The sequence below is a fragment of the Kineothrix sp. IPX-CK genome (assembly GCF_039134705.1).
Lineage (GTDB): Bacteria > Bacillota > Clostridia > Lachnospirales > Lachnospiraceae > Kineothrix > Kineothrix sedimenti.
Genome location: NZ_CP146256.1, coordinates 932,760 through 955,815, shown reverse-complemented (window position 1 = coordinate 955,815; position 23,056 = coordinate 932,760). Strand labels below are relative to the sequence as shown.

General features: G+C 43.6%; 35 protein-coding genes. 1 reads left to right on the top strand and 34 read right to left on the bottom strand.

What is annotated here, in order from left to right; genetic code table 11:
- Positions 1-220 precede the first annotated feature (220 nt).
- From rpmJ to V6984_RS04375, 28 genes are all read right to left on the bottom strand, one after another.
- A complete protein-coding gene (gene rpmJ / locus V6984_RS04510; protein WP_031271335.1) occupies positions 221-334 on the bottom strand; it encodes a 50S ribosomal protein L36 in 114 nt (37 codons plus the stop codon).
- A gap of 176 nt (positions 335-510) precedes the next feature.
- Positions 511-729 carry a translation initiation factor IF-1 gene (infA, locus tag V6984_RS04505; RefSeq protein WP_022122604.1) on the bottom strand — a complete coding sequence of 73 codons (219 nt, stop codon included), beginning with the start codon at positions 727-729 and terminating at the stop codon, positions 511-513.
- Positions 711-989, bottom strand: a complete 279-nt coding sequence (locus tag V6984_RS04500) for a KOW domain-containing RNA-binding protein (RefSeq protein WP_342758607.1) — start codon at positions 987-989, stop codon at positions 711-713. The genes infA and V6984_RS04500 overlap by 19 nt, the downstream gene beginning before the upstream one ends.
- A gap of 30 nt (positions 990-1,019) precedes the next feature.
- Positions 1,020-1,772, bottom strand: coding sequence for a type I methionyl aminopeptidase (gene map / locus V6984_RS04495; protein WP_342758606.1), 753 nt, complete (start codon positions 1,770-1,772; stop codon positions 1,020-1,022).
- 36 nt (positions 1,773-1,808) lie between these two features.
- Entirely contained in the window at positions 1,809-2,453 is a 645-nt protein-coding gene (locus tag V6984_RS04490) for an adenylate kinase (RefSeq protein ID WP_342758605.1), read from the bottom strand.
- Between the two features lie 220 nt (positions 2,454-2,673).
- On the bottom strand, positions 2,674-3,987 hold the full coding sequence (gene secY, locus V6984_RS04485) for a preprotein translocase subunit SecY (RefSeq protein WP_342758604.1): 1,314 nt from the start codon (positions 3,985-3,987) through the stop codon (positions 2,674-2,676).
- Positions 3,987-4,427 (bottom strand): 50S ribosomal protein L15, encoded by a 441-nt coding sequence (rplO, locus tag V6984_RS04480; RefSeq protein WP_031390935.1) that lies wholly within the window; start codon positions 4,425-4,427, stop codon positions 3,987-3,989. Before rplO ends, secY begins: the two co-directional genes overlap by 1 nt.
- Positions 4,428-4,448: 21 nt before the next feature.
- Positions 4,449-4,646: a 50S ribosomal protein L30 gene (rpmD, locus tag V6984_RS04475; RefSeq protein WP_031390936.1), complete on the bottom strand. Its 198-nt coding sequence runs from the start codon at positions 4,644-4,646 to the stop codon at positions 4,449-4,451.
- A gap of 55 nt (positions 4,647-4,701) precedes the next feature.
- Entirely contained in the window at positions 4,702-5,211 is a 510-nt protein-coding gene (gene rpsE, locus V6984_RS04470; RefSeq protein ID WP_342758603.1) for a 30S ribosomal protein S5, read from the bottom strand.
- An 18-nt stretch (positions 5,212-5,229) separates the two neighbouring features.
- Complete coding sequence (gene rplR, locus V6984_RS04465; protein WP_342758602.1) at positions 5,230-5,598, bottom strand: 50S ribosomal protein L18; 369 nt, start codon at positions 5,596-5,598, stop codon at positions 5,230-5,232.
- 17 nt (positions 5,599-5,615) lie between these two features.
- A complete protein-coding gene (rplF, locus tag V6984_RS04460; RefSeq protein ID WP_342758601.1) occupies positions 5,616-6,158 on the bottom strand; it encodes a 50S ribosomal protein L6 in 543 nt (180 codons plus the stop codon).
- Positions 6,159-6,260: 102 nt separating this feature from the next.
- Entirely contained in the window at positions 6,261-6,662 is a 402-nt protein-coding gene (gene rpsH, locus V6984_RS04455; protein ID WP_342758600.1) for a 30S ribosomal protein S8, read from the bottom strand.
- Between the two features lie 16 nt (positions 6,663-6,678).
- Positions 6,679-6,864, bottom strand: coding sequence for a type Z 30S ribosomal protein S14 (locus V6984_RS04450; protein ID WP_031390941.1), 186 nt, complete (start codon positions 6,862-6,864; stop codon positions 6,679-6,681).
- Between the two features lie 13 nt (positions 6,865-6,877).
- Positions 6,878-7,417, bottom strand: a complete 540-nt coding sequence (rplE, locus tag V6984_RS04445) for a 50S ribosomal protein L5 (protein ID WP_342758599.1) — start codon at positions 7,415-7,417, stop codon at positions 6,878-6,880.
- A 24-nt stretch (positions 7,418-7,441) separates the two neighbouring features.
- Positions 7,442-7,774 (bottom strand): 50S ribosomal protein L24, encoded by a 333-nt coding sequence (rplX, locus tag V6984_RS04440; RefSeq protein WP_342758598.1) that lies wholly within the window; start codon positions 7,772-7,774, stop codon positions 7,442-7,444.
- A gap of 11 nt (positions 7,775-7,785) precedes the next feature.
- Positions 7,786-8,154: a 50S ribosomal protein L14 gene (gene rplN, locus V6984_RS04435; protein WP_342758597.1), complete on the bottom strand. Its 369-nt coding sequence runs from the start codon at positions 8,152-8,154 to the stop codon at positions 7,786-7,788.
- Between the two features lie 51 nt (positions 8,155-8,205).
- Entirely contained in the window at positions 8,206-8,460 is a 255-nt protein-coding gene (gene rpsQ, locus V6984_RS04430; protein WP_425324229.1) for a 30S ribosomal protein S17, read from the bottom strand.
- Positions 8,461-8,497: 37 nt separating this feature from the next.
- Positions 8,498-8,707 carry a 50S ribosomal protein L29 gene (rpmC, locus tag V6984_RS04425; protein ID WP_031390946.1) on the bottom strand — a complete coding sequence of 70 codons (210 nt, stop codon included), beginning with the start codon at positions 8,705-8,707 and terminating at the stop codon, positions 8,498-8,500.
- Positions 8,694-9,134, bottom strand: a complete 441-nt coding sequence (gene rplP, locus V6984_RS04420; protein WP_342758596.1) for a 50S ribosomal protein L16 — start codon at positions 9,132-9,134, stop codon at positions 8,694-8,696. The genes rpmC and rplP overlap by 14 nt, the downstream gene beginning before the upstream one ends.
- The gene (gene rpsC, locus V6984_RS04415) at positions 9,134-9,811 is read right to left on the bottom strand and encodes a 30S ribosomal protein S3 (RefSeq protein WP_342758595.1); all 678 of its coding nucleotides are present in this window, start codon (positions 9,809-9,811) and stop codon (positions 9,134-9,136) included. Before rpsC ends, rplP begins: the two co-directional genes overlap by 1 nt.
- Positions 9,812-9,823: 12 nt before the next feature.
- On the bottom strand, positions 9,824-10,228 hold the full coding sequence (gene rplV / locus V6984_RS04410) for a 50S ribosomal protein L22 (protein ID WP_342758594.1): 405 nt from the start codon (positions 10,226-10,228) through the stop codon (positions 9,824-9,826).
- 16 nt (positions 10,229-10,244) lie between these two features.
- Entirely contained in the window at positions 10,245-10,526 is a 282-nt protein-coding gene (gene rpsS / locus V6984_RS04405) for a 30S ribosomal protein S19 (RefSeq protein WP_342758593.1), read from the bottom strand.
- Positions 10,527-10,566: 40 nt separating this feature from the next.
- On the bottom strand, positions 10,567-11,409 hold the full coding sequence (gene rplB / locus V6984_RS04400; protein ID WP_342758592.1) for a 50S ribosomal protein L2: 843 nt from the start codon (positions 11,407-11,409) through the stop codon (positions 10,567-10,569).
- 226 nt (positions 11,410-11,635) lie between these two features.
- Positions 11,636-11,935, bottom strand: a complete 300-nt coding sequence (gene rplW / locus V6984_RS04395) for a 50S ribosomal protein L23 (protein WP_342758591.1) — start codon at positions 11,933-11,935, stop codon at positions 11,636-11,638.
- Positions 11,935-12,591 (bottom strand): 50S ribosomal protein L4, encoded by a 657-nt coding sequence (rplD, locus tag V6984_RS04390; RefSeq protein WP_342758590.1) that lies wholly within the window; start codon positions 12,589-12,591, stop codon positions 11,935-11,937. The genes rplW and rplD overlap by 1 nt, the downstream gene beginning before the upstream one ends.
- Positions 12,592-12,622: 31 nt before the next feature.
- Positions 12,623-13,306, bottom strand: coding sequence for a 50S ribosomal protein L3 (gene rplC / locus V6984_RS04385; protein WP_342758589.1), 684 nt, complete (start codon positions 13,304-13,306; stop codon positions 12,623-12,625).
- 193 nt (positions 13,307-13,499) lie between these two features.
- On the bottom strand, positions 13,500-13,817 hold the full coding sequence (gene rpsJ, locus V6984_RS04380; RefSeq protein WP_016293508.1) for a 30S ribosomal protein S10: 318 nt from the start codon (positions 13,815-13,817) through the stop codon (positions 13,500-13,502).
- 98 nt (positions 13,818-13,915) lie between these two features.
- Complete coding sequence (locus tag V6984_RS04375) at positions 13,916-14,113, bottom strand: hypothetical protein (RefSeq protein ID WP_342758588.1); 198 nt, start codon at positions 14,111-14,113, stop codon at positions 13,916-13,918.
- 371 nt (positions 14,114-14,484) lie between these two features.
- Here V6984_RS04375 and V6984_RS04370 point away from each other — a divergent pair, with 371 nt between their 5' ends.
- A complete protein-coding gene (locus V6984_RS04370; RefSeq protein ID WP_342758587.1) occupies positions 14,485-15,717 on the top strand; it encodes a GNAT family N-acetyltransferase in 1,233 nt (410 codons plus the stop codon).
- A gap of 197 nt (positions 15,718-15,914) precedes the next feature.
- Here the strand turns inward: V6984_RS04370 and rhaD are convergent, their stop codons facing one another.
- The 6 genes from rhaD to V6984_RS04340 form a co-directional block, all read right to left on the bottom strand.
- A complete protein-coding gene (gene rhaD / locus V6984_RS04365) occupies positions 15,915-16,739 on the bottom strand; it encodes a rhamnulose-1-phosphate aldolase (RefSeq protein WP_342758586.1) in 825 nt (274 codons plus the stop codon).
- Positions 16,740-16,772: 33 nt separating this feature from the next.
- On the bottom strand, positions 16,773-18,032 hold the full coding sequence (locus tag V6984_RS04360) for an L-rhamnose isomerase (protein ID WP_425324228.1): 1,260 nt from the start codon (positions 18,030-18,032) through the stop codon (positions 16,773-16,775).
- Positions 18,029-19,456, bottom strand: a complete 1,428-nt coding sequence (gene rhaB / locus V6984_RS04355; RefSeq protein ID WP_342758585.1) for a rhamnulokinase — start codon at positions 19,454-19,456, stop codon at positions 18,029-18,031. Before rhaB ends, V6984_RS04360 begins: the two co-directional genes overlap by 4 nt.
- 107 nt (positions 19,457-19,563) lie before the next feature.
- Positions 19,564-20,526: an AraC family transcriptional regulator gene (locus tag V6984_RS04350; RefSeq protein WP_342758584.1), complete on the bottom strand. Its 963-nt coding sequence runs from the start codon at positions 20,524-20,526 to the stop codon at positions 19,564-19,566.
- Between the two features lie 14 nt (positions 20,527-20,540).
- Positions 20,541-22,280, bottom strand: coding sequence for a methyl-accepting chemotaxis protein (locus tag V6984_RS04345; RefSeq protein WP_342758583.1), 1,740 nt, complete (start codon positions 22,278-22,280; stop codon positions 20,541-20,543).
- Between the two features lie 89 nt (positions 22,281-22,369).
- Positions 22,370-23,047 carry a polysaccharide deacetylase family protein gene (locus V6984_RS04340; RefSeq protein WP_342758582.1) on the bottom strand — a complete coding sequence of 226 codons (678 nt, stop codon included), beginning with the start codon at positions 23,045-23,047 and terminating at the stop codon, positions 22,370-22,372.
- Positions 23,048-23,056: the final 9 nt, after the last annotated feature.

Genomic DNA, 23,056 nt, shown 5'->3' with positions numbered 1-23,056 from the left:
ATCCCTCTGAAAGTCTGCTGACTAAACAGCCGGACTTGGTATCAACAAGTAATCTCCGTAGGCTCCTACATTCAATTATAATCGATTTATATTCATCAGCACTTTTTATTATTAAATTAATGAGTGAACAACACTCATAAGAATAATCCGCGCTGCAGCCGCATATCATAATTGGACAAGGATCCTCTGCTATTCATAAAATTAACTGTTAGCGCAGGGATTATCCTTGTCTTTGTTTGTGCTTGGGATTCTCACAGATTACTCTGATTCTTCCTTTTCTTTTAATGATTTTGCACTTTTCGCAAATTGGTTTTACTGATGATCTAACCTTCATGTTAAACCCTCCTTTCAAAAAAGACCGTTTTACATTATACCATGGAAACAATGCAAATGCAAGGGCATTTTCACAACTTTTGCCCATTTTCCGCCTGTCTCTCCTGATAATACGTCCCTTAGACAGATTCATAATACAATTTATCTTAACACGATACGTTGCATACGACTTGCCTTCTACTTATCTCTCCAAATAATACGTCCCTTGGACAAATCATAGGGAGATAATTCTAAAGTTACTTTATCTCCGGGTAAGATACGAATGAAATTCTGTCTTAACTTACCGCTTATATGAGCAAGCACCTTGTGTCCATTTTCTAATTCTACCTGAAACATGGTGTTTGGCAATTTTTCGATCACTGTTCCTTCAATTTCAATTACATCTGCTTTTGACATACGATACCTCCTATCGCTTTCCTTATTTCTTCATTATATATTGGCTGTTTCTTTATCAGCTTCTCTTTTAGAATATCATCGGATTCTTTCTTGATAATCTGAATATGCTTTTTATTTTTCTTTTTTGGATGTTCTATATCTTTATATTTTCCATCTGCTAAATATACATATTCGGCATCTTCCCGTACTATGATATATACCGTATCTTTATCATGGCCTGCTTTCGATGTCGCAAACATTCCTATCATAAAAATCTCCATTCTGCCGCTACCTGCATACACCTGACCTCGTTACAACAAAGTGAGGATTTCCGGCTCGCCGTCAGTGATGAGAATCGTATTCTCATAATGAGCGGACAAGGAACCGTCTGCGGTAACTACCGTCCAGTCATCATCCAGCCATTCCACTTCCCAGTCACCCATATTGATCATGGGTTCTACCGCTAAAGTCATTCCGGACTGAAGCCTGATCCCCTTGCGGCGCTGAGCAAAATTCGGTATCTGCGGTTCTTCGTGCAGCTTGGTTCCGATACCGTGACCTACCAGATCCCTGACAATGCCGTATCCGAAGGATGATACATACCGGTCAATCGTATTTGATATATCATACAAATGATTGCCTGATTTTGCCATTTTAATCCCTTCAAAAAAACTTTGCTTCGTCACTTCTATCAGTTTTCTGGCTTTATCATCTATCGTGCCGACGGCGTGTGTTCTCGCCGCGTCCGAATGATACCCTTTATATATTAAGCCCGCATCCAGACTCACGATGTCCCCGTCCTGCAATATGTGATCCTTATGGGGAATTCCATGGACCACTTCGTCATTAACGGACACACATATGGATGCCGGATAGCCGTTATAATTCAAGAAATTAGGAATACAACCGTAGCTGCGAATCAGCTTTTCTCCCAGCCTGTCGATATCAAGCGTTGACATCCCCGGTTCGATTGCATCTCCGAGGCGCGCATGAACTTCTGCGAGTATTTTACCCGCTTCGCGCATCAGTTCTATTTCTCTGTCAGATTTAATTGATACTGCCATATTATAACCGTGCCTTTCTCAATGCACCATGGTGCATTACGCTTCCAGCGTACCCGCGATAGCGTCGAATACGTCCTGCATGGGCCTGGTACCGTCCACTGTCCTGAGTACACCCTTCTTGCTGAAGAAATCAATCAAAGGCTGTGTCTGTTCATGGTAAACCTTAAGACGGTTCAAAACGGTCTCCGGTTTATCGTCATCGCGGAGCACCAGCTCTTTTCCGCATCTATCACAAATCCCTTCTTTTTGGGGAGGAACGTGTTCAATATGATATGTAGCTCCGCACGAGGGACAAGCGCGTCTGCCGGACATTCTCTTTACGATATTTTCATCGGGCACATCCACATCGATAGCATAATCGATCCCATCGTTTAACTCGGTAAGGGCTTTATCAAGCACCTGAGCCTGAGGAATCGTTCTCGGAAAACCATCTAACACATAGCCGTTTTTGCAGTCGTCCGCTGCTACTCTGTCGAGTAATATCTTCACAGTCAGCTCATCGGGAACGAGCAGACCCTGGTCCATGTATTTTTTGGCTTCCATGCCAAGTTCTGTGCCGTTTTTAATATTTGCTCTGAAAATATCGCCGGTAGAAATATGGGGAACACTGTATTTATCCGCAATCATTTTCGCCTGTGTTCCTTTTCCGGCTCCCGGAGCACCTAACATAATAATCTTCATAGTTATATCGTCCTTTCTTAGCAAAAGTCCACACTAAAACAACGAGCAACACGCTTCGCGAATTGCTCATATGTTGAACAAACGGACACACGCTGCGAGGCGGGTGCCCATCTCAAAATCAGAAGTTCTTTTGTTCCTGATTTCGGAAGAAGCATGGGATCGGGCCACAGGCCCTTCCCCTTGCCTTCCTATTATGATTCTAAAAGGATTTTGGCTAATCCTAATCATTCAAAAATCCTTTGTAGTTACGAACTAACATCTTCGACTCAATCTGCTTTATCGTCTCGAGCACAACGCTTACGATAATGATAAGGCTCGTTCCTCCGAATGATACGCTGGCATTGAACACGCCGTTGAATACAAAAGGAATTACTGCTACAAGAGTCAGTCCAAGAGCACCTATAAAAATAATGTAATTCAATATTTTGGTCAAATAATCGCTGGTAGGCTTACCAGGTCTGATACCGGGGATAAAACCTCCCTGCTTCTTCATCCTGTCGGCTACCTCCAACGGATTAAAGGTAATGGATGTATAGAAATATGCAAAGAAAATTACAAGTAAAACGTATACCAAAAGTCCGATGGAATAAATCGGTTCTTTCGGATTGCACCAATGAGATGATGTAAGTCCCTTTAATATTTCTGCCCATATGCCCGTTCCCTTATAACCCACAAAGGAACCGATAACGACTGGGAGCTGCATGAGAGAAGAAGCGAAGATAATCGGAATAACGCCCGATGTATTCACTTTCAATGGTATATTGGTGGTCTGACCCCCAACCATCTTCCTGCCCTGCACCTTTTTCGCATACTGTACCGGAATCTTGCGCACACCGCCGTTCAAGATAACGACTAAAACTACCATGCCGACGATAACGCCTATGATAATGAGTGCCGCCACTACTGCCAACGCCGTAGATTTTCCGTATACAAACTGCTGGAATAAATTATTGATGTCATACGGCAGACGAGAAATAATATTGATAACAAGCACGATAGAAATACCGTTGCCCACACCACTCTCTGTAATTCTCTCACCAATCCACATAAGAAACGCACTGCCCGCAGTGAGCGCCGCAATGATGGTAATTACATTTATCGCATTGTAAGTCTCCAGCAAGCCTTGTCTTCCGAATCCAATCGCCATAGCTGCAGATTCAAACAAAGCAAGTCCCACTGTTACATAACGAGTAATCGCTACGATTTTCTTCCTTCCATCTTCCCCATCCCTCTGCATTTCCTCCAGCTTCGGAATCGCAATCGTCAAAAGCTGCATAATAATGGAAGAAGTGATGTACGGGGTAATATTTAATGCTAAAATGGACATATTTAGGAATGAACCGCCTGTAAAAGCATCCAGGAAACTAAATGCATCTCCTGTCTGTGCCGCAAACCAATTAGAAAAATAATGTCTGTTTACTCCCGGTGCGGGTAGCTGTGATCCGAGACGGATCACAACCAGCATCAGGAAGGTAAAAAATATTCTATCTCTAATCTCTTTGATTTTAAATGCGTTCTTTAAGGTTGTAAACATTACATCACCTCTGCTGTTCCACCAAGAGACTCAATTTTTTCTTTTGCCGACGCGCTGAAGGCATTAGCTTTAACCGTGAGCTTCTTAGTAAATTCTCCGTTTCCGAGGATCTTAACACCGTCTCTGGGATTTTTCACAATGCCCCTTTCGATCAACGCTTCCACATCGACCGTCGCGCCATTATCAAATACTTCCAGAACGCTCAAGTTAATACCTACGATATCCTTAGAGTTAATATTCTTAAAACCTCTCTTAGGAATACGTCTGTATAACGGCATCTGACCACCTTCAAAGCCCGGTCTTGGAGCTCCTGAACGAGCTTTTTGACCCTTGTGTCCTTTTCCGGCTGTCTTTCCGTTTCCTGAACCGTGTCCGCGACCTCTTCTAAAATTATCACTATGTTTAGAACCTTCTGCCGGTCTTAAATTAGATAATTCCATTCCTGACACCTCCTTATCTTCTTATACTTCTTCTACCTTTACTAAATGTGCTATCTGTCTGATCTGCCCTCTCGTAGCTTCGTTATCGGGCAGTTCGATCGTCTTGTTAAGCTTGCGAAGTCCCATTGCTTCAACCGTTGCCCTATTTTTAGGCACAGCTCCGATAGGAGATTTCACCAATGTTATTCTCAAAGTTTTTGTATCTTTCTTTGCTGCCATTTCCTATTTCTCCTTTCAATAACTAACATGAACCGCAAAGTAATGGCTCATGCTGCTATGCCAAAATTTCTTCTACAGATTTACCGCGTTTCTTAGCGATTTCTTCCGGAGTCTTCAATTGGCTTAATCCTGCAACTGTAGCGAGAACAACGTTCTGTTTGTTACTGGATCCCAAAGATTTCGTACGGATATTCTTGATTCCTGCGAGTTCGCATACGTTACGTACCGGACCGCCTGCAATAACACCGGTACCATCCGGAGCCTTTTTCAAAAGAACGGTTGCAGAACCGAATTTTCCGAGGAAATCATGTGTAATACTATTATTTTCATCGAGTGCAACAGAAACCAGATTCTTCGTTGCATCTTCTTTTCCCTTACGGATAGCTTCAGGAATTTCCGTTGCTTTTCCAAGTCCTGCGCCTACGTGTCCGTTTCCGTCGCCTACAACAACTAAAGCAGTGAATCGGAAGTTACGACCACCTTTTACAACCTTAGTTACTCTCTTGATGGAAACTACTTTTTCATTCAATTCAAGCTGACTTGCATCAATGATTGTATGTTTCATGTGATTTTCTCTCCCTTCCTAGAATTCTAAGCCAGCTTCTCTGGCTGCTTCAGCTAATGCTGCTACTTTTCCGTGGTATATAAAGCCGCCTCTATCAAAGACTACTGTTGTAATACCTTTTTCCAATGCTCTTTTAGCAATTAGTGTTCCTAAATATGCTGCTGCATCAACGTTATTGGTTTTCTCAAGCTCAGCCTTCACGTCTTTTTCAAGGGTGGAAGCCGACACTAAAGTATTTCCAACTGTATCGTCGATAATTTGAGCATACATATGATTATTACTTCTGAAAACAGCTAACCGCGGTCTTCCGGCTGTGCCGCTGAAACGGTTACGAATTTTCATGTGTTTTTTTACACGAACTTTTTGTCTAGATTCTCTACTAACCATTATCATACTCTCCTTATCTATTTCTTACCAGTCTTACCAACTTTACGTCTGATAGTTTCATCAGCATATTTGATACCCTTGCCCTTATAAGGCTCCGGTCTTCTCTTATCTCTGATTTCAGCTGCGAATTGGCCAACTTTTTCTTTATCGATTCCTTTAACAATAATGACATTCTGTCCTTCAACTACTGCTTCGATGCCTTCAGGATCATCCATCTCTACCGGATGGGAATATCCTAAAGATAAAACTAATTTCTTACCGTTCTTTGTCGCTTTGTAACCGACACCGTTTACTTCCAGCTTCTTTTCATAGCCGGCGGTAACACCTACTACCATGTTATTGATCAAAGTTCTCGTAAGTCCGTGGAGAGATTTCATTTTCTTCAAATCGTTAGGTCTCGTTACAACGATTTCAGCACCCTCCATTTTAATTTCCATTTCAGACGGAAGCACTCTTTCAAGTGTTCCTTTGGGACCTTTTACAGTCACTTTATTATTTTCTGCGATATCCACAGTTACGCCTGCCGGAATCGCGATTGGCATTCTTCCTATACGTGACATGCCCGTACCTCCTATTATTGTCTTGTTTCAATGTTCCCGGAAGAACGCAAGCGTTCTTCCAAAGTTCAATTTATTGAACTTTTGATAAACTTGTTAAACTTTTTACCATACGAATGCTAAAACTTCTCCGCCTACCTGAAGCTCTCTCGCTTTTTTATCGGTTATTACGCCTTGGTTTGTGGAAATGATAGCGATACCAAGTCCTCCAAGAACTTTAGGAAGCTCTTGCTTGTTGGCATATACACGAAGACCCGGCTTAGAGATTCTCTTAATGCCTGCGATGATCTTATCGTTTTTGTCAGCGCCGTATTTCAGTGCAATACGGATTGTTTTGAAGTTTCCATCCTCTATTATATCAAATTTCTTGATGTAGCCTTCCTCTAAAAGAATCTGCGCAATAGCTAATTTCATCTTAGAAGACGGAACATCTACCGTATCATGTTTTGCAGTATTTGCATTACGAACTCTCGTAAGCATATCTGCAATAGGATCACTCATCGTCATTTAGTTTGCCTCCTTTTTACCAGCTTGCTTTTTTCACGCCCGGGATTTGTCCCTTGTATGCTAATTCACGGAAGCAAATTCTGCAAATTCCGTATTTTCTCAAATAAGCATGTGGACGACCACAAATTTTGCAGCGATTGTATTCTCTCGTGGAGAATTTCGGCTTACGCTGCTGTTTAATCTTCATTGCTGTCTTAGCCATGAATTTACCTCCTCTATTTTGCGAATGGCATATTGAATAATGTTAATAATTCACGGGATTCTTCATCTGTCTTTGCCGTTGTAACAAAGATAATGTCCATACCTCTTACTTTATCCACCTTATCGTATTCGATTTCAGGGAAAATAAGCTGCTCTTTGATGCCGAGCGCATAGTTGCCGCGTCCGTCAAATGCATTAGCACTAACACCTCTGAAGTCGCGTACACGAGGTAATGCGAGGTTTACCAAACGATCGAGGAATTCATACATTTTCTCACCGCGAAGTGTAACTTTGCATCCGATAGGCATTCCTTCTCTTATTTTGAAGTTAGCAACGGAATTTTTTGCTTTTGTAAGGACCGCCTTCTGACCTGTAACCGTCTCAAGATCCTTTACAGCAGATTCCAAAATCTTCGCATTCTCTTTCGCTTCGCCTACGCCCATGTTGATAACGATCTTATCGAGCTTCGGCACTTCCATAATGTTTTTATATCCAAACTTTTTGACCATAGCGTCTACGATCTCATTTTTATACATTTCTTTAAGTCTGCTCACGCGTCTAGACCTCCTTCCTTAGAATTAATCAATAACTTCGCCCGTTGATTTAGCTACGCGAACCGCTTTGGTCTTGCCCGGACGCTTATCATCTGCTGTTCTCTGGATACCAATTCTGGTAGGCTTACCTTTGTGAACATACATTACATTAGATAAATCAATAGCTGCTTCCTTCTGAACGATTCCGCCGTTCTGATTGTTTGCAGAGGGTTTCGTATGCTTTGTGATCATATTCACGCCTTCTACTAACACTTTGCCGTTCTTTGCATCTACTAAAACGACCTTTCCTTCTTTACCATTGTCTTTACCGGCGATTACTTTTACAGTATCACCTTTTTTAATTTTCACTGTTGACATTAAGACACCTCCTATAATACTTCAGGAGCCAAAGAAACGATTTTCATAAACTGTTTCTCACGAAGCTCTCTTGCTACTGGTCCAAAAATACGGGTTCCTCTCGGAGTCTTGTCATCTTTGATAATAACAGCAGCGTTCTCGTCAAATTTAATATAAGAACCGTCTTTACGACGAGCGCCTTTTACAGTACGAACAACTACAGCCTTTACCACATCACCTTTTTTCACAACGCCACCGGGTGTTGCATCTTTTACGCTGGCAACGATGATATCGCCGATATTCGCATATCTTCTTGTGGATCCGCCCATAACTCTGATGCAAAGGATTTCTTTTGCGCCAGTATTATCAGCAACCCTAAGTCTGCTTTCTTGCTGAATCATGCTAATTCTCCTTCCAAAACTATTACAACACTTCGCCGCAGCGAAATTGTTCTATTTTGCTCTTTCGATAACTTCCACAAGTCTCCATCTTTTGTCCTTTGACAACGGTCTCGTTTCCATCACTTTTACTGTGTCGCCGATGTTGCATTCGTTATTCTCATCGTGCGCTTTCAATTTATAAGTTCTCTTTACAATCTTGTTATAAAGAGGGTGCTTTACATGGTCTTCAATAGCAACAACGATTGTTTTTTCCATTTTGTTACTGGTAACCTTGCCAGTACGTGTTTTTCTATTATTTCTTTCCACGATTGATTCTCCTTTCTAATCTGTCAGCCGACTTATATTACTTCGCAGCTTTTTCTTTCTGTGTGATAACAGTCTGAATTCTGGCAATATTCTTTCTCACGTCTTTGATTCTAGCTGTGTTGTCTAACTGATTTGTTGCGTTCTGGAATCTCAAATTGAAAAGTTCTTTTTTAGCAGCTACTAATTCCTGTGCTAAATCTGTAGCTGATTTCGTATTTAAATCTTCTACATACTTATTGGTTTTCATTTGATACACCGCCTTCCAAGTCTGCTTTAGAAACAATTTTACATCTACATGGAAGCTTATGTGTTGCAAGACGTAATGCTTCTTTTGCTATATCTTCGGGTACACCGGAGATCTCAAACATTACACGTCCGGGCTTAACAACCGCTACCCAGTATTCCAGGGAACCTTTTCCGGAACCCATACGTGTTTCTGCTGGTTTCGCTGTTACTGGCTTATCGGGGAAAATCTTGATCCAAACCTTACCGCCACGTTTGATGTGACGGGTCATAGCGACACGGGCCGCTTCGATCTGGTTAGATTTAATCCAACATGGATCTAATGCTACGATACCATACTCACCGTAAGTGATCTTGTTACCGCGGGTTGCTTTTCCTGCCATGGAACCACGGAACTGTTTACGACGTTTTACTCTTTTAGGCATTAACATTATTTATCGCTCCCTTCCTCCGAAGATACCTTTTCTTCGTTTTTGTTCTTAGTAGGAAGTACCTCACCTTTGTAAATCCATACTTTAACACCAACTTTACCGTAAGTTGTATCAGCTTCTGCAAAGCCGTAATCGATGTCTGCTCTCAAAGTCTGAAGCGGAATAGTTCCTTCGCTGTAGAACTCCGTACGAGCCATATCCGCACCGCCGAGACGTCCTGAACAAGAGGTCTTGATTCCAAGCGCTCCTGATTTCATGGTTCTTCCCATGCAGGATTTCATCGCACGTCTGAAGGATATACGATTCACAAGCTGCTGCGCAATGTTCTCCGCAACAAGCTGCGCATCTTTGTCGGGCCTCTTGATTTCTTTAATGTCTACTAAAACTTTCTTGTTTGTCAGCTTGGCAAGCTCTTGTTTGGTTATTTCGATTTCTGCACCGCCTTTACCGATAACAACGCCCGGTTTTGCAGTATAAATAATAACCTTTACTCGGTCGGATGCTCTTTCGATCTCAATCTTGGAGATTCCGGCACTGTATAATTTCTTTTTAAGGAATTTTCTGATGTTGTAATCTTCCACTAAGAAGTCTGAAAATTCAGCATCAGCATACCATTTGGAATCCCATTCTTTTATAATGCCGACTCTTAAGCCGTGAGGATTAACTTTCTGTCCCATGTTTACTCCTTTCTACTTTGCATCGAGCACAACAGTGATGTGGCTCATTCTCTTTTCGATTCTGTAAGCTCTTCCCTGTGCTCTCGGTTTTACTCTTTTCATTGTAGGACCTTTATTAGCGAAGCATTCTGCCACATAAAGATTCTCCGGATTCGGGTATTTTGTCGGATCCTGACTGTGCTTATACTCAGCATTAGCGATAGCTGATTCCAATAATTTCTTAACAACGCCTGAAGCATATCTGGGATTGTATTCCAAAACAGCGAGCGCCGTGTTCACATCTTTGCCTCTGATAGCATCGAGTACGAAACATGCTTTCTGAACAGAGATTCTAGCGTAAGATAACTTAGCTGAAGGTCTGATATCTTTCTGCGCATTTCTCTCTCTTTTAATTTGGGATCTATGTCCTTTTGCCATGGATATTACCTCCTTCTTATCTTACTCTTGATTTCTTTTCGTCCTTACCGTGACCTCTATAGGTTCTGGTAGCAACAAACTCACCGAGCTTGTGGCCAACCATATCTTCCGTTACATATACGGGAACATGCTTTCTTCCGTCATGAACTGCAATTGTATGTCCCACAAATGAAGGGAAAATTGTAGAACGACGAGACCAAGTCTTAACAACTTGTTTTTGTCCTGCTGCATTCATAGCATCTACTTTTCTCAGTAAGCTCTCGTCTGCAAATGGTCCCTTTTTAAGTGATCTAGCCATTATTCTTCCTCCTTATTTTAACGGCATAAAGTAGTCTTCATTACTTTATGCTCCTGCCATCTCTTCTTCTTACAATCAACTTGTTGGATGCTTTTTTCTTCTTACGCGTCTTTAAGCCGAGTGCAGGTTTGCCCCAAGGTGTAGACGGTCCCGGACGTCCGATACCGGTCTTACCTTCACCACCACCGTGCGGATGGTCGTTAGGATTCATAACAGAACCGCGAACCGTAGGGCGGATACCCATGTTGCGCTTACGTCCTGCTTTACCGATATTAATAAGGCTATGGTCAACATTTCCTACAACGCCAACGGTCGCTCTGCAGTTAATCGGCACCATTCTCATTTCGCCTGAAGGAAGACGCAGTGTTGCGTATTTGCCTTCTTTTGCCATTAACTGTGCGCTGTTTCCGGCAGAACGAACGAGCTGTCCGCCTTTGCCCGGATATAATTCGATGTTGTGAATCTGAGTACCGACAGGAATTCCTGATAGCGGCAGGCAATTACCTACTCTTACCTCGGCCTGAGCACCGTTCATTACGGTCATGCCGTCCGTCAATCCTTCAGGAGCGATGATATACGCCTTTTCGCCGTCTGCATAGCTGATGAGCGCGATATTTGCCGTTCTGTTAGGATCATATTCGATACCTACAACCGTTGCGGGAATACCATCTTTATTTCTCTTGAAGTCGATAATTCTGTATTTTCTTCTGGAACCACCACCATGGTGTCTTACTGTGATTTTACCTTGATTGTTACGTCCTGCATTCTTTTTCAAAGAAACACAAAGAGACTTTTCAGGAGTTGTCTTTGTAATCTCAGCGAAATCAGAGCCGGTCATATTTCTTCTGGAAGGTGTATATGGGTTGTATGTCTTAATTCCCATGATTTTTTCTCCTTTACTAATGAGTCGCGCGGTAGGCTGAGCATGGACGGCGCATGTCTGGCGGCTGAATTCAGCACCCATACCGGACTCTCCTGCGGCGTTCGTGCGAGTAACGCGGTGTGGGAACTAACGGGTTCCCAAATGCCTATCGCATACTTTTAACGTTACTTCTTCGATTTAATGTTACTTGTATTATTTCTTCAAAAACTATCAGAAAACTTTATTCTTAAAGTCCTGCGAAGATTTCGATATCTTTGCTGTCTTCCGTTAACTGAACGATCGCTTTCTTCACTTTAGAAGTTTTTCCGTAAGTGTTTCCGCGTCTTTTCGTCTTTCCATCCAAATTCATGGTGTTAACTTTCTTAACCTTTGTTCCTTCGAACATTTTCTCAACAGCTTCTTTAATCTGTGTCTTGTTCGCTTCTGTATGAACCAAAAACGTGTATTTCTTTTCGCTCATACCAGCCATACTCTTCTCGGTTACAACCGGTTTGAGGATTACATCATAATATTGAATCGCTGCCATTATGCGTACACCTCCTCAATGTTAGCTACCGCTTCTTTTGTAAGAACAACGGTACCATATTTCATAATGTCATAAACATTAATCGTGCTCAGAACATCTTTGATTTCTCCTGCTTTGTCGATCGCTACATAAGAGGTCGCAACAGCAGGGATGTTTCTTGCCGAACAGATTACGTTATTATCAATTGTTCCAGTAATCACTAAAGCTTTGCTTACGCCCAAGTTATCGAGAACTTTTTTGAACTCTTTCGTCTTGATTCCGTCCAGTTTCAGTTCATCTACAACAATCAATTTGTTGCCTTCTACTCTGCTCGTAAGCGCAGACTTGAGTGCCGCCTGCTTCTCTTTCTTGTTCATCTTGAAAGAATAGTCTCTCGGAACGGGTGCGAACACTACGCCGCCTCCGGTCCACTGGGGAGATCTTGTGGAACCTTGTCTTGCATGACCCGTTCCCTTCTGTCTCCAAGGTTTTCTTCCGCCGCCGGAAACTTCTGCACGTGTCTTTGCTTTCTGTGTTCCCTGACGATTATTTGCAAGCTGTTGTACGACTGCCATGTGTACCAGATGTTCATTGACCTGAACGCCGAATACCGCATCGTTTAAGTCGATTTTACCAACTTCTTTGCCTTCCATATTATAAACAGATACGTTTGCCATCTGAATGGTCCTCCTTTCACCCGTTTCAGGCTTATGCTTCAACCTTAACGGTTTCTTTTATTGTCACTAAAGCTTTCTTAGGTCCCGGAACTGCACCTTTTACTAAAAGCAGGTTCTTGTCTGCATCTACTCTTACTATCTCAAGATTCTGAACCGTAACTCTTACGCAGCCCATGTGTCCGGGCATTCCTTTTCCTTTGAACACGCGGCTCGGAGAAGAACATGCGCCGTTGGAACCCTGGTGACGATGGAATTTGGAACCATGTGTCATAGGTCCTCTGTGCTGTCCGTGTCTCTTGATCGCACCCTGGAAGCCTTTACCTTTTGAGATTGCAGATGTATCTACTTTATCTCCTATCGCAAAAATGTCCGCTTTGATTTCGTTGCCGAGTGCGTATTCCTCAGAATTCTCGAACTTGAATTCTCTCACATATCTCTTACCGGGTACGCCAGCCTTGTCAAAGTGACCTTTCATCGCTTTATTCACGCCATGTCTGTGAACCACTTCTTTTTTGCCGCTCTTGTCTTTGTTAACAATTTTTTCTTTCTTGTCAGCAAAGCCAACCTGTACTGCTTTGTAACCATCGTTCTCTTCTGTCTTGATCTGTGTTACAACGCAAGGTCCTGCCTGAAGTACCGTTACCGGAATCAGGGAACCGTTCTCATCGAAGATTTGAGTCATTCCGACTTTCGTAGCCAAAATAGCTTTTTTCATTTCTTTACCTCCTGTTTATAACTGTTCAGTGCCTTCACAGTTATCGCTTCGCGATGCGCACAAAATATGCGGAAAGCGCATATTTGGCGCTATGTTTTGGCCTTGAAAGTTACATTTTATTCTACAGCGGCCTAGTTCCTTATCGAAACTTTGCATACTAGTAGGGGTCTTATTTGTCTGCTTGCGATGAAAATTATTTGTTTTTCATCTTGATGTCAATATATACACCAGCCGGCATCTCGAGTCTCTGCAGCGCATCAACTGTCTTGGGTGTCGGGGTAATGATATCGATCAGTCTCTTGTGAGTTCTTTGTTCGAACTGCTCTCTGGAATCCTTGTACTTGTGAACCGCTCTAAGAATAGTAACTACTTCCTTTTTGGTGGGAAGGGGTACCGGTCCGCTTACCTGTGATCCGTTTTTCTTAACTGTTTCAATGATTTTTTTGGCAGATGCATCAACCAGGTGATGATCGTAAGCTTTTAATGTGATTCTCATTACTTGACTTGCCATAAAAAAAGTCGCCTCCTTTTCGCACTTTTTAATTTAAGTACGACAAGCGGTGACTGTACACTCTCCCGTGTGTGTCCTAAAGTTTCTCACTCATCGGACTATCTCACACGTCGTTTCCACGTTGCTGTCAGAAGATTATCTTCTACGTAGACCATATTATCTGTACAGTGACTTGTCGTCAGTTTCCTAAGCCGCTTATATCCGGCTCTCTTGACATTCGCTCCACGGAAAACCTGCCTTTCGGCAGCAACCTCACGCTTCATTGCTATCATGCCACAGCAATAAGTAGTATACATGATGTTTCCTCATGTTTCAAGTACTTTTTTAAATTTTTTTAATTTTTTTTAAAATGACCATTCTAAGGCCATTTTTCACAAAAAAATACCTACTCAGCAGTATAAAATATTATATAATGATACTATCATCGTTTGACAAGGTCACACACGGTCGGATAAGGGCGTGTAAGACCTTATCAAACGATGATAGGGTCAAAAGGGTCATATGTTTTATGCTTCCATGAAAACATATGACCTTGGGACACGCAAAACATGAGAAAGTAGCCCTATTAGGGCGGATTTCGAATGTTTTTAGGATTGTGGGAGCACAAAGTGCGTAACAATCCGTAAGTATCAGAAGCAAACAACAAAATTTTAACGGAGGTAATACTTTGATAACCAGAAAGATCAAACCTGAGGAAGTAAAACGCACGGAAGAATTGTTCTCTGTTTCTTTCGATTCTTCTTATAATAATGAAGAAACACCTATGGAATTATATCAGAAATATATAAGCGCTCCTGAAAGCAGGGAACAGGAACATTGTCTGGAGCGGTTTGCCGCCTTTGAGGACGACGACAAGACTATGATGAGCTGTTTTATCGTACAGCCCTTTGAGATCCGCTTCGACGGTCATAAGGAGAAGATGACCGGAATCGGAGGAGTAGCTACTCTTCCCCAATACCGGAAAAGGGGCGGAATTCGTGCCTGCTTTTCTACCTCACTTCCTTATATGTATGAGCAGGGAGCCGCTTTTTCCTACTTATACCCCTTCTCTACCTCTTATTATAGGAAATTTGGTTATGAAATATGTTGTAAACGGCATTCGTATCGTATCGCCCTGTCTCATATTCCGGCTTATCTAATATCCGGTGCATGTCATTTGCTGGAGCAGCATACGAAAACCGATGCTATGAGAGATATTCCGCTTATATATAGGAGTTGGCTGGAAAAGTATAACATGATGGTGGAGGATATGGATTACGATTATCGCTTTATCGAGACCGCCAATCCTTTTAAAGATCAGGTATTTACCTACGTGTACCGTTCCAAAAAGGGGGAGGCGCTTGGTTTTATGACTTTTAAATGCGATATTTCCCCGGAGCACAGGTCGATAGAATGCAGCCGTTTCTTCTATATTAATAAGGAGGGACTGCAAGGGCTACTGACGCTTGCAAAAAGCTTTGCAGCCGACTACCGTCATATCAGTTTCTCTCTTCCCGAGGACATGCCTCTTGAACAAGTCATGCCGGAATGGTCTATGGGTGCGGTAAGCTGTAATTCGATTCCAGGGGGCATGGTTCGTGTTATCAATGTAGAAAAGGTTCTGCAGGATGCCCGGTATATTGGAAACGGAGAGCTGTCTATAGAAATCTCAGATCCCTTTATATCGCAGAACAGTGGAGTGTTCACTGTTACCTTCCGAGACGGAAAATGTAAGGAAATTGCCAAAGGCAAGGAAGCGCCTGACATCGCGCTTCCTATATCGGCGTTCTCCGCACTGATTACAGGCGGGCATGATACAAATACTGTTCCTCTGTGGGAAGGGGTAACTATATATGGGGATATGACGGATATTTCCAGGGTGTTCTATAAAAAGGCGGTACATATCGCTACTTATTTCTAATTCTAAACGTCAGTCCTGGCGATGCCGTGTTTTCCGGACATAAAGATAAACCGAATATTAAACTTAAACACTTGCCTCCTCTACAAATTAAGTTTATAACTTGCAGGGGGAAATTGCTTGTACTGGGCTGAACGCTCCACTTTGCGGCATACAAGGTGGAGCGTTCAAAGAAGTGTCAGATAAAGAGGGTTAGATTACTATTTTTTATATAAAAATTTTTCTGGCAAAGTTACCTTGAAAGCTTTGGCAAGACTTCTAAATTCATCAGGTTGAATTGTCTGCAATTTGTTAGACCTCATAGATAGCATCTTTACCAGAATCTCTGCCGATTTTTCTACTGTATGCATCAGTCCGAAGGTCGAATCGAAGTCCTCACCTGCCGTAAACATTCCGTGGTGGGCCCATATAGCCACATCATATTCCTTCATCAATTTACTCGTCGCTACCGCAATATCTCTTCCACCCGGAACCATCCATGGCACAATACCAATTCCGTCAGGGAATACTACTGGACACTCCGTTGCCATCTCCCACAGTTCTCTCGTAAACACCTCATCCCTTAAGGGCAATACAAAGGTCAATGCAATAACATTGGTGGTATGGGCGTGATAAATCACATGGTAGCTGTCATCTGATGTGAGCTTCTTCACCTCGTGATTCATCAGGTGGGAGGCCAGCTCGGAGGTAGGCGTGCCGCCATTTACGAGCCCCCATACAATACGATATTTCTCTCCCTTATCATCCAGTTCAATCATGCAAATGGAATCTTCCGGCCTTAAAATGATATTTCTGAAATATTTTCCGCTTCCTGTTACTAAAAAGAATTCTTTTGCCAGATCTGGCACTCTAGTGCCTGTAGACCGCCATTCCCCTGTTTGAAAATTTCCCTTTATCTTAGCTACTTCTTCAGACCTGACACGGTAGGAAAGATTTCCACCGTTTCTTTCATGCCAGCCTTGTCTCCATCCGTCATTTGCCATACGGATAAATCCTTGTACAAATTCTTCATCTAAAAATCTCATATTCATTCCTCCGCATATTTAATATTAATTATTCTAACGGTGCATCAATGCTTCTGCCTCATATTTCTCTATATCTTCAAACCAGCTCTTATCCGCAGGTACGCCGCATTGTCTGCAATATTCTGCCCATATATCTCCAAAAGGATAGGTCTTCAGTTCCTCCTGCATTATCATAAGCTCCGTCAGACAGTTTTCCTCCTGAAGCCCTCGCAATGCTTCATTAGGCGTACAAAGTGCGCTTAACAGAGCTTTTTGCCAGCTTCTAAAGCCCACTGTCCATGCCGCTACACGGTTAATGCTGGCATCGAAGTAATCCAGCGCCATATATACGCGGTCAAGGCCCTCACAGCGGACGATTTCCTTGGCCATCTCCCTGGTCTCATCGTCAAACAGTACGACGTGATCGCTGTCCCAGCGGACCGGCCTCGTGATGTGCAAGGCGATTTCCGGATAATAGCATAGCAATGCAGGAATCTTGTCGGATACCACTTCCGTAGGATGATAATGCCCGTTATCCATTAATGGCAGGCAGCCTTCATGGGTCGCGGCAAAACTCAATGTGAACTCCCCGGAGCCAACAGTGTAAGATTCCACACCGATTCCGAACACCTTGGATTCCACACAAGGCTTTACGAGGTTCCTGTCATAGGGCTCCGATAAAATCTGCTCAATAGAGTCTTTGTAACGCATCCTCGGTCCCATGCGGTCGGCAGGCACGTCCTTATAGCCGTCTCCGATCCATATGTTCATGACGCAGGGTACGCCGGTCTCCCTTGCAAAATATTCCGAAATGCGGATACATGCTTTTCCATGGTCGATCCAGAACTTTCTCGTAGCCTCATCCGGACTGGATAAGGTCAGGCTATCCTTCACTTTTCCATGGGAGAAGAAAGTAGGGTTGAAGTCGATACCCATATTTCTTTCCCTGGCAAACTCCACCCATTTCGCAAAGTGCTTCGGTTCCAGTTTATCGCGGTCCGCATATTCGCCTTTTTCAAAAATAGCATAACATGCATGAAGATTCAGCTTCTTTTTGCCGGGCATCAGGCGGATTGCCTGATCCATGTCATCCATAAGCTCCTGCGGTGTCCTCGCCTTTCCTGGATAATTACCGGTAGTCTGGATCCCTCCGGTCAGCGGCCCCTCATGATCGAAGCCGGTAACGTCGTCCCCCTGCCAGCAGTGTAGGGATACTGGAATATTTTTTAGTTTCGCAATGGCCGCATCGGTATCTATACCGATTCCCTTGTACATTTCTTTTGCCGATTCATATCTTTCCTTATTTGTCATCATTTATTATCCTTTCTGTTATCTATATTTTTGTTATATATTTCCATCGGGAACGAACGATAGATGCACTCCCTCGCCTCTTTCAAATCCCTCAGTTCTCCTCCGGCTATCATCTGGGCCGCGATGTTACCGATAGCGGTAGCTTCTATCGGTCCGGCGATGACAGTACGCTTGGTCGCTTTGGCGGTGAGGCCGGTCAGATATCCTGCATTCGCACCTCCGCCCACAATGTGAATCCTATCATACTGCTTTCCCGTGATTTCCTCGATCTCCCCGATGGTCCTCGCATAACACTCAGCCAGACTATTATAGATCACCGCTGCTGTCTGTCCGATTCCTTCCGGCACCTCCTGCCCTGAGTCCCTGCAGGCATGCTGCACCTCTGCCGTCATGCTGGCCGGTGAGAGAAAGCGTTCTTCGTTGCAATCCACGAGAGAGGCAATCGTTTCTTCGGAGGCAAGTCTGCAGATCGTCCCGTAGTCCATGTTCTGCCCGATTTCCTTCTTCACAGACTGAATCATCCAAAGCCCCATTATGTTTTTCAAATATCGAAAACGAAAGTCGTAGCCCCCCTCGTTGGTAAGATTGTGCAGTTTGCTTTCTTCGGAGCAATCCGCCCGCATTAGTTCCGTTCCCATTAACGACCAAGTACCGGAGCTGATATAGAGGACATCCTCTTTACCGCTCGGCACTGCCATCACTGCCGAGCCGGTATCATGAGTTGCCGGAAGGATTACCTTGCAGTCATAGCCCAGCTCCTTTTGCAGATCTTCCGTCAAGTTGCCCAGCATCGTGCCGGGAGTCTTTATCCTTTGAAATATTTCTTCGGGATATCCAAGCCTTTTTATCAGCTCCATATCCCAAGTCTTCGTCTCGGGGCCTACAAGCTGCGTCGTAGTTGCGTTGGTGTATTCTGCTGCTGCTGTTCCCGTGAGCAAATAGTGAAAATAGTCGGGAATCATTAACAGCTTTCTCGCCTTTGCAAGCTGCTGCGGCTGCCTTTTTTTCAGCGCCATAAGCTGATATACTGTATTGAATATCTGCTTCTGGATTCCTGTCCTCCTATAAAGCTCTTCTTCCGGTACGATTCGATAGACCTCATCGTCCATTCCCCTCGTCCTTGCATCCCTATAAGCCACCGCATTGCCAATTCTCTTATTTTCTTCATCCAAGAGAACGAAATCCACCGCCCACGTATCGATTCCTACGCTTACCGGAATCTTGCCTTGTACCGCACACTTTTTCATTCCCGCTTTAATTTCCGCAAACAAACCGTCTACATCCCAAACAAGCTCTCCGTTCTTTTCTGTCATTCCGTTCGGGAAGCGGTGGATTTCCTCCAAGACCATCCTTTCCCCTTCTTTGCGGCCCAATATATGCCGCCCGCTGGATGCACCAATGTCAATCGCCAGATAATATTGCTCCATTTGTCATACGACTCCTTTCTTCCAAAAAATAAGACCATGGATTATGACTTTATCTTATCTTCTTTTTTCGCAATAAAAAAGAACACCTTTTGTTCAAAAAAGTGTCCTTATTTGCCATTCATCCTATAGGTCCTCGGCGTAACCCCAAACTGTCTTTGAAAGATTCTGTGAAAATAGCTGACGTTATCATAGCCCACTGCCATGGCGGTGTCCATGATCGACATGGAGGTGGTTCTAAGAAGATACGCCGCCTGATTCAGTCTTTTTGTCTGAACTAATTCCGTATAGGTCTTGCCCGTGCGTTTTTTTATTTCCTTGGACAGCCAGTAAAAATCGTAGTGCAGGCTGTTTGCCAGCTGTGTCAGCTCTCCGTCTCTATAGTGCTCCTCGATATAGCTTAAGACCGTAATGATCAGCCTCTGCTGCCCGCTGCCTTCGTCGGTTTCCAGCTTGTCCATGTGATTCATCAATTGAAGGAACAAGAGGCCCATGGTAGCCTGATTGATGCTCCGTTTGTTGGACTGTCTGTTTACGATAGTCCATATTAAATTTTCCACCAGATTCTGTATCGGGAGTATATCAGCCACCTTGAAATGCAGATAACCGGAAGAGCCGTTTTCCCCCCGCAGGGAGTCGATGACAAAATCTCTGAGCAGGTTCTTCTCCGCACCCATCATCTTGAGAGCGGAATCGAAGAATTCGGGGATGATGATAAAGTTGACTGCAATGTCATCCTCCCCTGCCGGATATATCTCCTGTGTGGCACTCTGGTTTAAAAACAGCAGCTCGCCCTGCTCAAGCTGCACATCCTCACCATTTACTACATGGTGAGTGGAGCCGGAGCACATATAAATCACCTCGATATAGTTGTGCTTATGTTTAGGAAAATGCACAAACCGGGTATGGGTGCGCACCTGAATCAGCTTGCCCGCCTCTAACAGCTTCCTGGAATCGATGGTATCCGTTTCGGAGGACATGTACAGCTCTTTTTCAATTTCCGGTTCCCCCGAAAGAAGACGTTCTTCTTCCGGAGTGATTTTCTTTAATTGAGATAGAAGTTCCTTTGTCATAGATACCCGGCGTCCTATTCTGAAAGAATAAATTTATCAATGTTATCAAAAAGTAATCCTGACTGTGTATTCAAATCATCGCTGAAAGCGGAGCATTCTTCCGCCGCAGCTACATTGCTCTGGACGATGCCGGATATCTGTCCGATACCTCCTGTAATCTGCTTCAATTCCTTATTCTGCTGCCTGCTCTCGGCATCGATTTCCTTCATGATGTCTTTAAAGCGCTCTATCATTCCGGTCATGCTTTCAAGCTCCGATGCAGTCTCTGCCGTATTGGCAGACCCTACGACGACCGCCTCCAATGAGGTGTTGATCAAGATTTCCGTTTCCTTTACCGCCTCCTGGGATTGGGCTGCCAGCTGCCGCATTTCCTCCGCCACCACAGCGAACCCTTGTCCTTGTGTCCCCAGACGGGCGGATTCGATGGCTGCGTTCAGAGCCAACAGGTTTGTTTTGGACGCTATCGCTCCGATAGCCTTGTTGATTCCGCTTATTTGCTGCGAAGTATTCTCGATGTTTTCCATGGAAATCAGAAGATTTTTCATCTTCTCATTGCCTTCGCGGGCTTTTTCAATTATTTGTATGATATAATCCGAGGCCTTTTCGACACTTTCCGTATTTTTTTCCACATGAGCAGAGATTTCATCCAGGGATACGGACAGCTCTTCAATAATGCCTGCCTGCTCGGTAGCGCCTTCCGCCAGTGTCCTGGACATGCTGTATACCTCTCCGGCACCGTTTTTCACCTGCCCCGAAGCCTGATTGATAGAGAGCAGCACCTCATTAAGATAAGCGGTAATGTCCTTTATCGATTCCTGAATGGGCACGAAATCGCCCACATAGCCCTGCGCGGTATTTACGCGCAAATCGCCGGTGGAAATCTTCATAAGATTGACGGATATATCCTCCACAATGATTCGCAGCTGGCTGATCAGGCTGCTTTCAGCTGCGGCCAGTATTCCCGTTTCATCCATTTCCGTTATATTGCCGACACCAGACGTATGTACATCTCCCTGCGACAAAAGATGTAAACGATCGGTAACTGTGGTCAGGGGCTGGGTTATCTTGACAATGACCTTTTTCAGCCGCTTGGTTCCTATTATCATGCTGACGGCACTGACGAGAACGAGAAATGCAACAGCTACGATCCGGCGCATCTTCAGCTTCATAATTTCCTGATCGATGTCATCATAATAGTTGCCGGTGCTGATATACCAGCCATAAGGTTCGAATTTAACAGTGTACGCCCTTTTCTGAAACATACCGTCTTCTCCGGGTTTGGTAAAATAAAACTCTGTGTATTGCGTTCCGTCATCGGCAGCATTTATTAGATTTTGTATATAATATTCGCCTTTTAAGTCGGTAGCGTCTAACCGAAAGGTACCTTCATAATCGGGATTCATGTGCACGACGCACAATCCATCCGCCATGTCCGCCCAAAAGTAACCTTCTCCGCCGTTATAACGGGTGTCACGGACGATTGTTTTCGCAGCCTCAAGGGCCTCTTCCTCGGTAATCTGACCATCCTCATAGCGCTTATAGTTCACTTCCAGCACACTCATCAGGCTGTCTGTCGCTGCCTTGATTTCCATATCAAAGGCTTGTTCTTTTTCGTTTATTGACGTTTCATACGCTGCAAAAAGGAAAATTCCTGCAAGCACAGTAAGCTCTGCGATGGTACTTATCAGAATAATTCTTACGGTAAACAGGATTTTGTCCTTCAGCATCTTTGGTTTTGCATTTCTGCTTTTCATAGATTGCCTCCAATGACTTTTTTCTTTAGTATTCAGATAGGATTATAGAATGTAACGTAGCAAAAAACAAGTAGCTTGCTTAATTTATGTTAATATAGCAGGGTCTGAGCATTTGTTCCGTAGAATATTTCTTCTTTTCCTGCAAGCTTATCCAGAATTTTCTCCATTCGATTCCAATTATTATTAATATCGAATTCATAGCTATGACCCCAGATATAAAAAAGCTGAGGGGCTTCTGATTCGAGATTCAGGAAGTCATCGATCAGTGTCATTACATCTGTATCATCGTGATGGCAGGTGGGCTTTAGCCTAAGAAGATCCTGAGGGATAGCAAAGTTTTTTGAGCTTTCTACTGTTCTTGAATATTGAATGCCACACCTTTTGAGGACTTCGGCTATCGCATCGTTGTAAGTGCCGAAGGGGTATGCCATTCCGTTCATGCTCCGGCCGAATATTCTTTCCAGATTCTGTTTGTCCATATAGACTTCATTATAAATGGTATCTACATCGCATTCGATCAGGTTGGCATGAGTCAGACAGTGAACTGCTATTTCGTGACCATTATATAATTCAGGGAGCTCTAAGGTATTCATGCGATGAATGGTAAGACCATTATTGTCCCATGAGGACGCATAGCTTTGTAATCCGCTGTTCAGGTTAAAGGTACATTTTACCCGATAGTAATTGAACAGCTCTGTAAGTCGTTTGTCCTGCGTTACACCATCGTCATAACTGAAAGTAACGGCTTTCTTTTTTTCGTTCCACATATGTTTTCA

Bases quoted from the DNA above. Each gene is read 5' to 3' on its own strand.
- rpmJ (WP_031271335.1), bottom strand. From the start codon at position 334: ATGAAGGTTAGATCATCAGTAAAACCAATTTGCGAAAAGTGCAAAATC.
- infA (WP_022122604.1), bottom strand. From the start codon at position 729: ATGTCAAAAGCAGATGTAATTGAAATTGAAGGAACAGTGATCGAAAAA.
- V6984_RS04500 (WP_342758607.1), bottom strand. From the start codon at position 989: ATGGAGATTTTTATGATAGGAATGTTTGCGACATCGAAAGCAGGCCAT.
- map (WP_342758606.1), bottom strand. From the start codon at position 1,772: ATGGCAGTATCAATTAAATCTGACAGAGAAATAGAACTGATGCGCGAA.
- V6984_RS04490 (WP_342758605.1), bottom strand. From the start codon at position 2,453: ATGAAGATTATTATGTTAGGTGCTCCGGGAGCCGGAAAAGGAACACAG.
- secY (WP_342758604.1), bottom strand. From the start codon at position 3,987: ATGTTTACAACCTTAAAGAACGCATTTAAAATCAAAGAGATTAGAGAT.
- rplO (WP_031390935.1), bottom strand. From the start codon at position 4,427: ATGGAATTATCTAATTTAAGACCGGCAGAAGGTTCTAAACATAGTGAT.
- rpmD (WP_031390936.1), bottom strand. From the start codon at position 4,646: ATGGCAGCAAAGAAAGATACAAAAACTTTGAGAATAACATTGGTGAAA.
- rpsE (WP_342758603.1), bottom strand. From the start codon at position 5,211: ATGAAACATACAATCATTGATGCAAGTCAGCTTGAATTGAATGAAAAA.
- rplR (WP_342758602.1), bottom strand. From the start codon at position 5,598: ATGGTTAGTAGAGAATCTAGACAAAAAGTTCGTGTAAAAAAACACATG.
- rplF (WP_342758601.1), bottom strand. From the start codon at position 6,158: ATGTCACGTATAGGAAGAATGCCAATCGCGATTCCGGCAGGCGTAACT.
- rpsH (WP_342758600.1), bottom strand. From the start codon at position 6,662: ATGACGATGAGTGATCCTATTGCAGATATGCTTACGAGAGTTCGTAAT.
- V6984_RS04450 (WP_031390941.1), bottom strand. From the start codon at position 6,864: ATGGCTAAGACAGCAATGAAGATTAAACAGCAGCGTAAGCCGAAATTC.
- rplX (WP_342758598.1), bottom strand. From the start codon at position 7,774: ATGTCAACAGTGAAAATTAAAAAAGGTGATACTGTAAAAGTAATCGCC.
- rplN (WP_342758597.1), bottom strand. From the start codon at position 8,154: ATGATTCAGCAAGAAAGCAGACTTAGGGTTGCTGATAATACTGGCGCA.
- rpmC (WP_031390946.1), bottom strand. From the start codon at position 8,707: ATGAAAACCAATAAGTATGTAGAAGATTTAAATACGAAATCAGCTACA.
- rplP (WP_342758596.1), bottom strand. From the start codon at position 9,134: ATGTTAATGCCTAAAAGAGTAAAACGTCGTAAACAGTTCCGTGGTTCC.
- rpsC (WP_342758595.1), bottom strand. From the start codon at position 9,811: ATGGGACAGAAAGTTAATCCTCACGGCTTAAGAGTCGGCATTATAAAA.
- rplV (WP_342758594.1), bottom strand. From the start codon at position 10,228: ATGGCAAAAGGACATAGATCCCAAATTAAAAGAGAGAGAAATGCGCAG.
- rpsS (WP_342758593.1), bottom strand. From the start codon at position 10,526: ATGGCTAGATCACTTAAAAAGGGACCATTTGCAGACGAGAGCTTACTG.
- rplB (WP_342758592.1), bottom strand. From the start codon at position 11,409: ATGGGAATTAAGACATACAACCCATATACACCTTCCAGAAGAAATATG.
- rplW (WP_342758591.1), bottom strand. From the start codon at position 11,935: ATGGCAGCGATTCAATATTATGATGTAATCCTCAAACCGGTTGTAACC.
- rplD (WP_342758590.1), bottom strand. From the start codon at position 12,591: ATGGCAAACGTATCTGTTTATAATATGGAAGGCAAAGAAGTTGGTAAA.
- rplC (WP_342758589.1), bottom strand. From the start codon at position 13,306: ATGAAAAAAGCTATTTTGGCTACGAAAGTCGGAATGACTCAAATCTTC.
- rpsJ (WP_016293508.1), bottom strand. From the start codon at position 13,817: ATGGCAAGTCAAGTAATGAGAATCACATTAAAAGCTTACGATCATCAC.
- V6984_RS04375 (WP_342758588.1), bottom strand. From the start codon at position 14,113: ATGTATACTACTTATTGCTGTGGCATGATAGCAATGAAGCGTGAGGTT.
- rhaD (WP_342758586.1), bottom strand. From the start codon at position 16,739: ATGAGATTTTTAGATGAAGAATTTGTACAAGGATTTATCCGTATGGCA.
- V6984_RS04360 (WP_425324228.1), bottom strand. From the start codon at position 18,032: ATGATGACAAATAAGGAAAGATATGAATCGGCAAAAGAAATGTACAAG.
- rhaB (WP_342758585.1), bottom strand. From the start codon at position 19,456: ATGGAGCAATATTATCTGGCGATTGACATTGGTGCATCCAGCGGGCGG.
- V6984_RS04350 (WP_342758584.1), bottom strand. From the start codon at position 20,526: ATGACAAAGGAACTTCTATCTCAATTAAAGAAAATCACTCCGGAAGAA.
- V6984_RS04345 (WP_342758583.1), bottom strand. From the start codon at position 22,280: ATGAAAAGCAGAAATGCAAAACCAAAGATGCTGAAGGACAAAATCCTG.
- V6984_RS04340 (WP_342758582.1), bottom strand. From the start codon at position 23,047: ATGTGGAACGAAAAAAAGAAAGCCGTTACTTTCAGTTATGACGATGGT.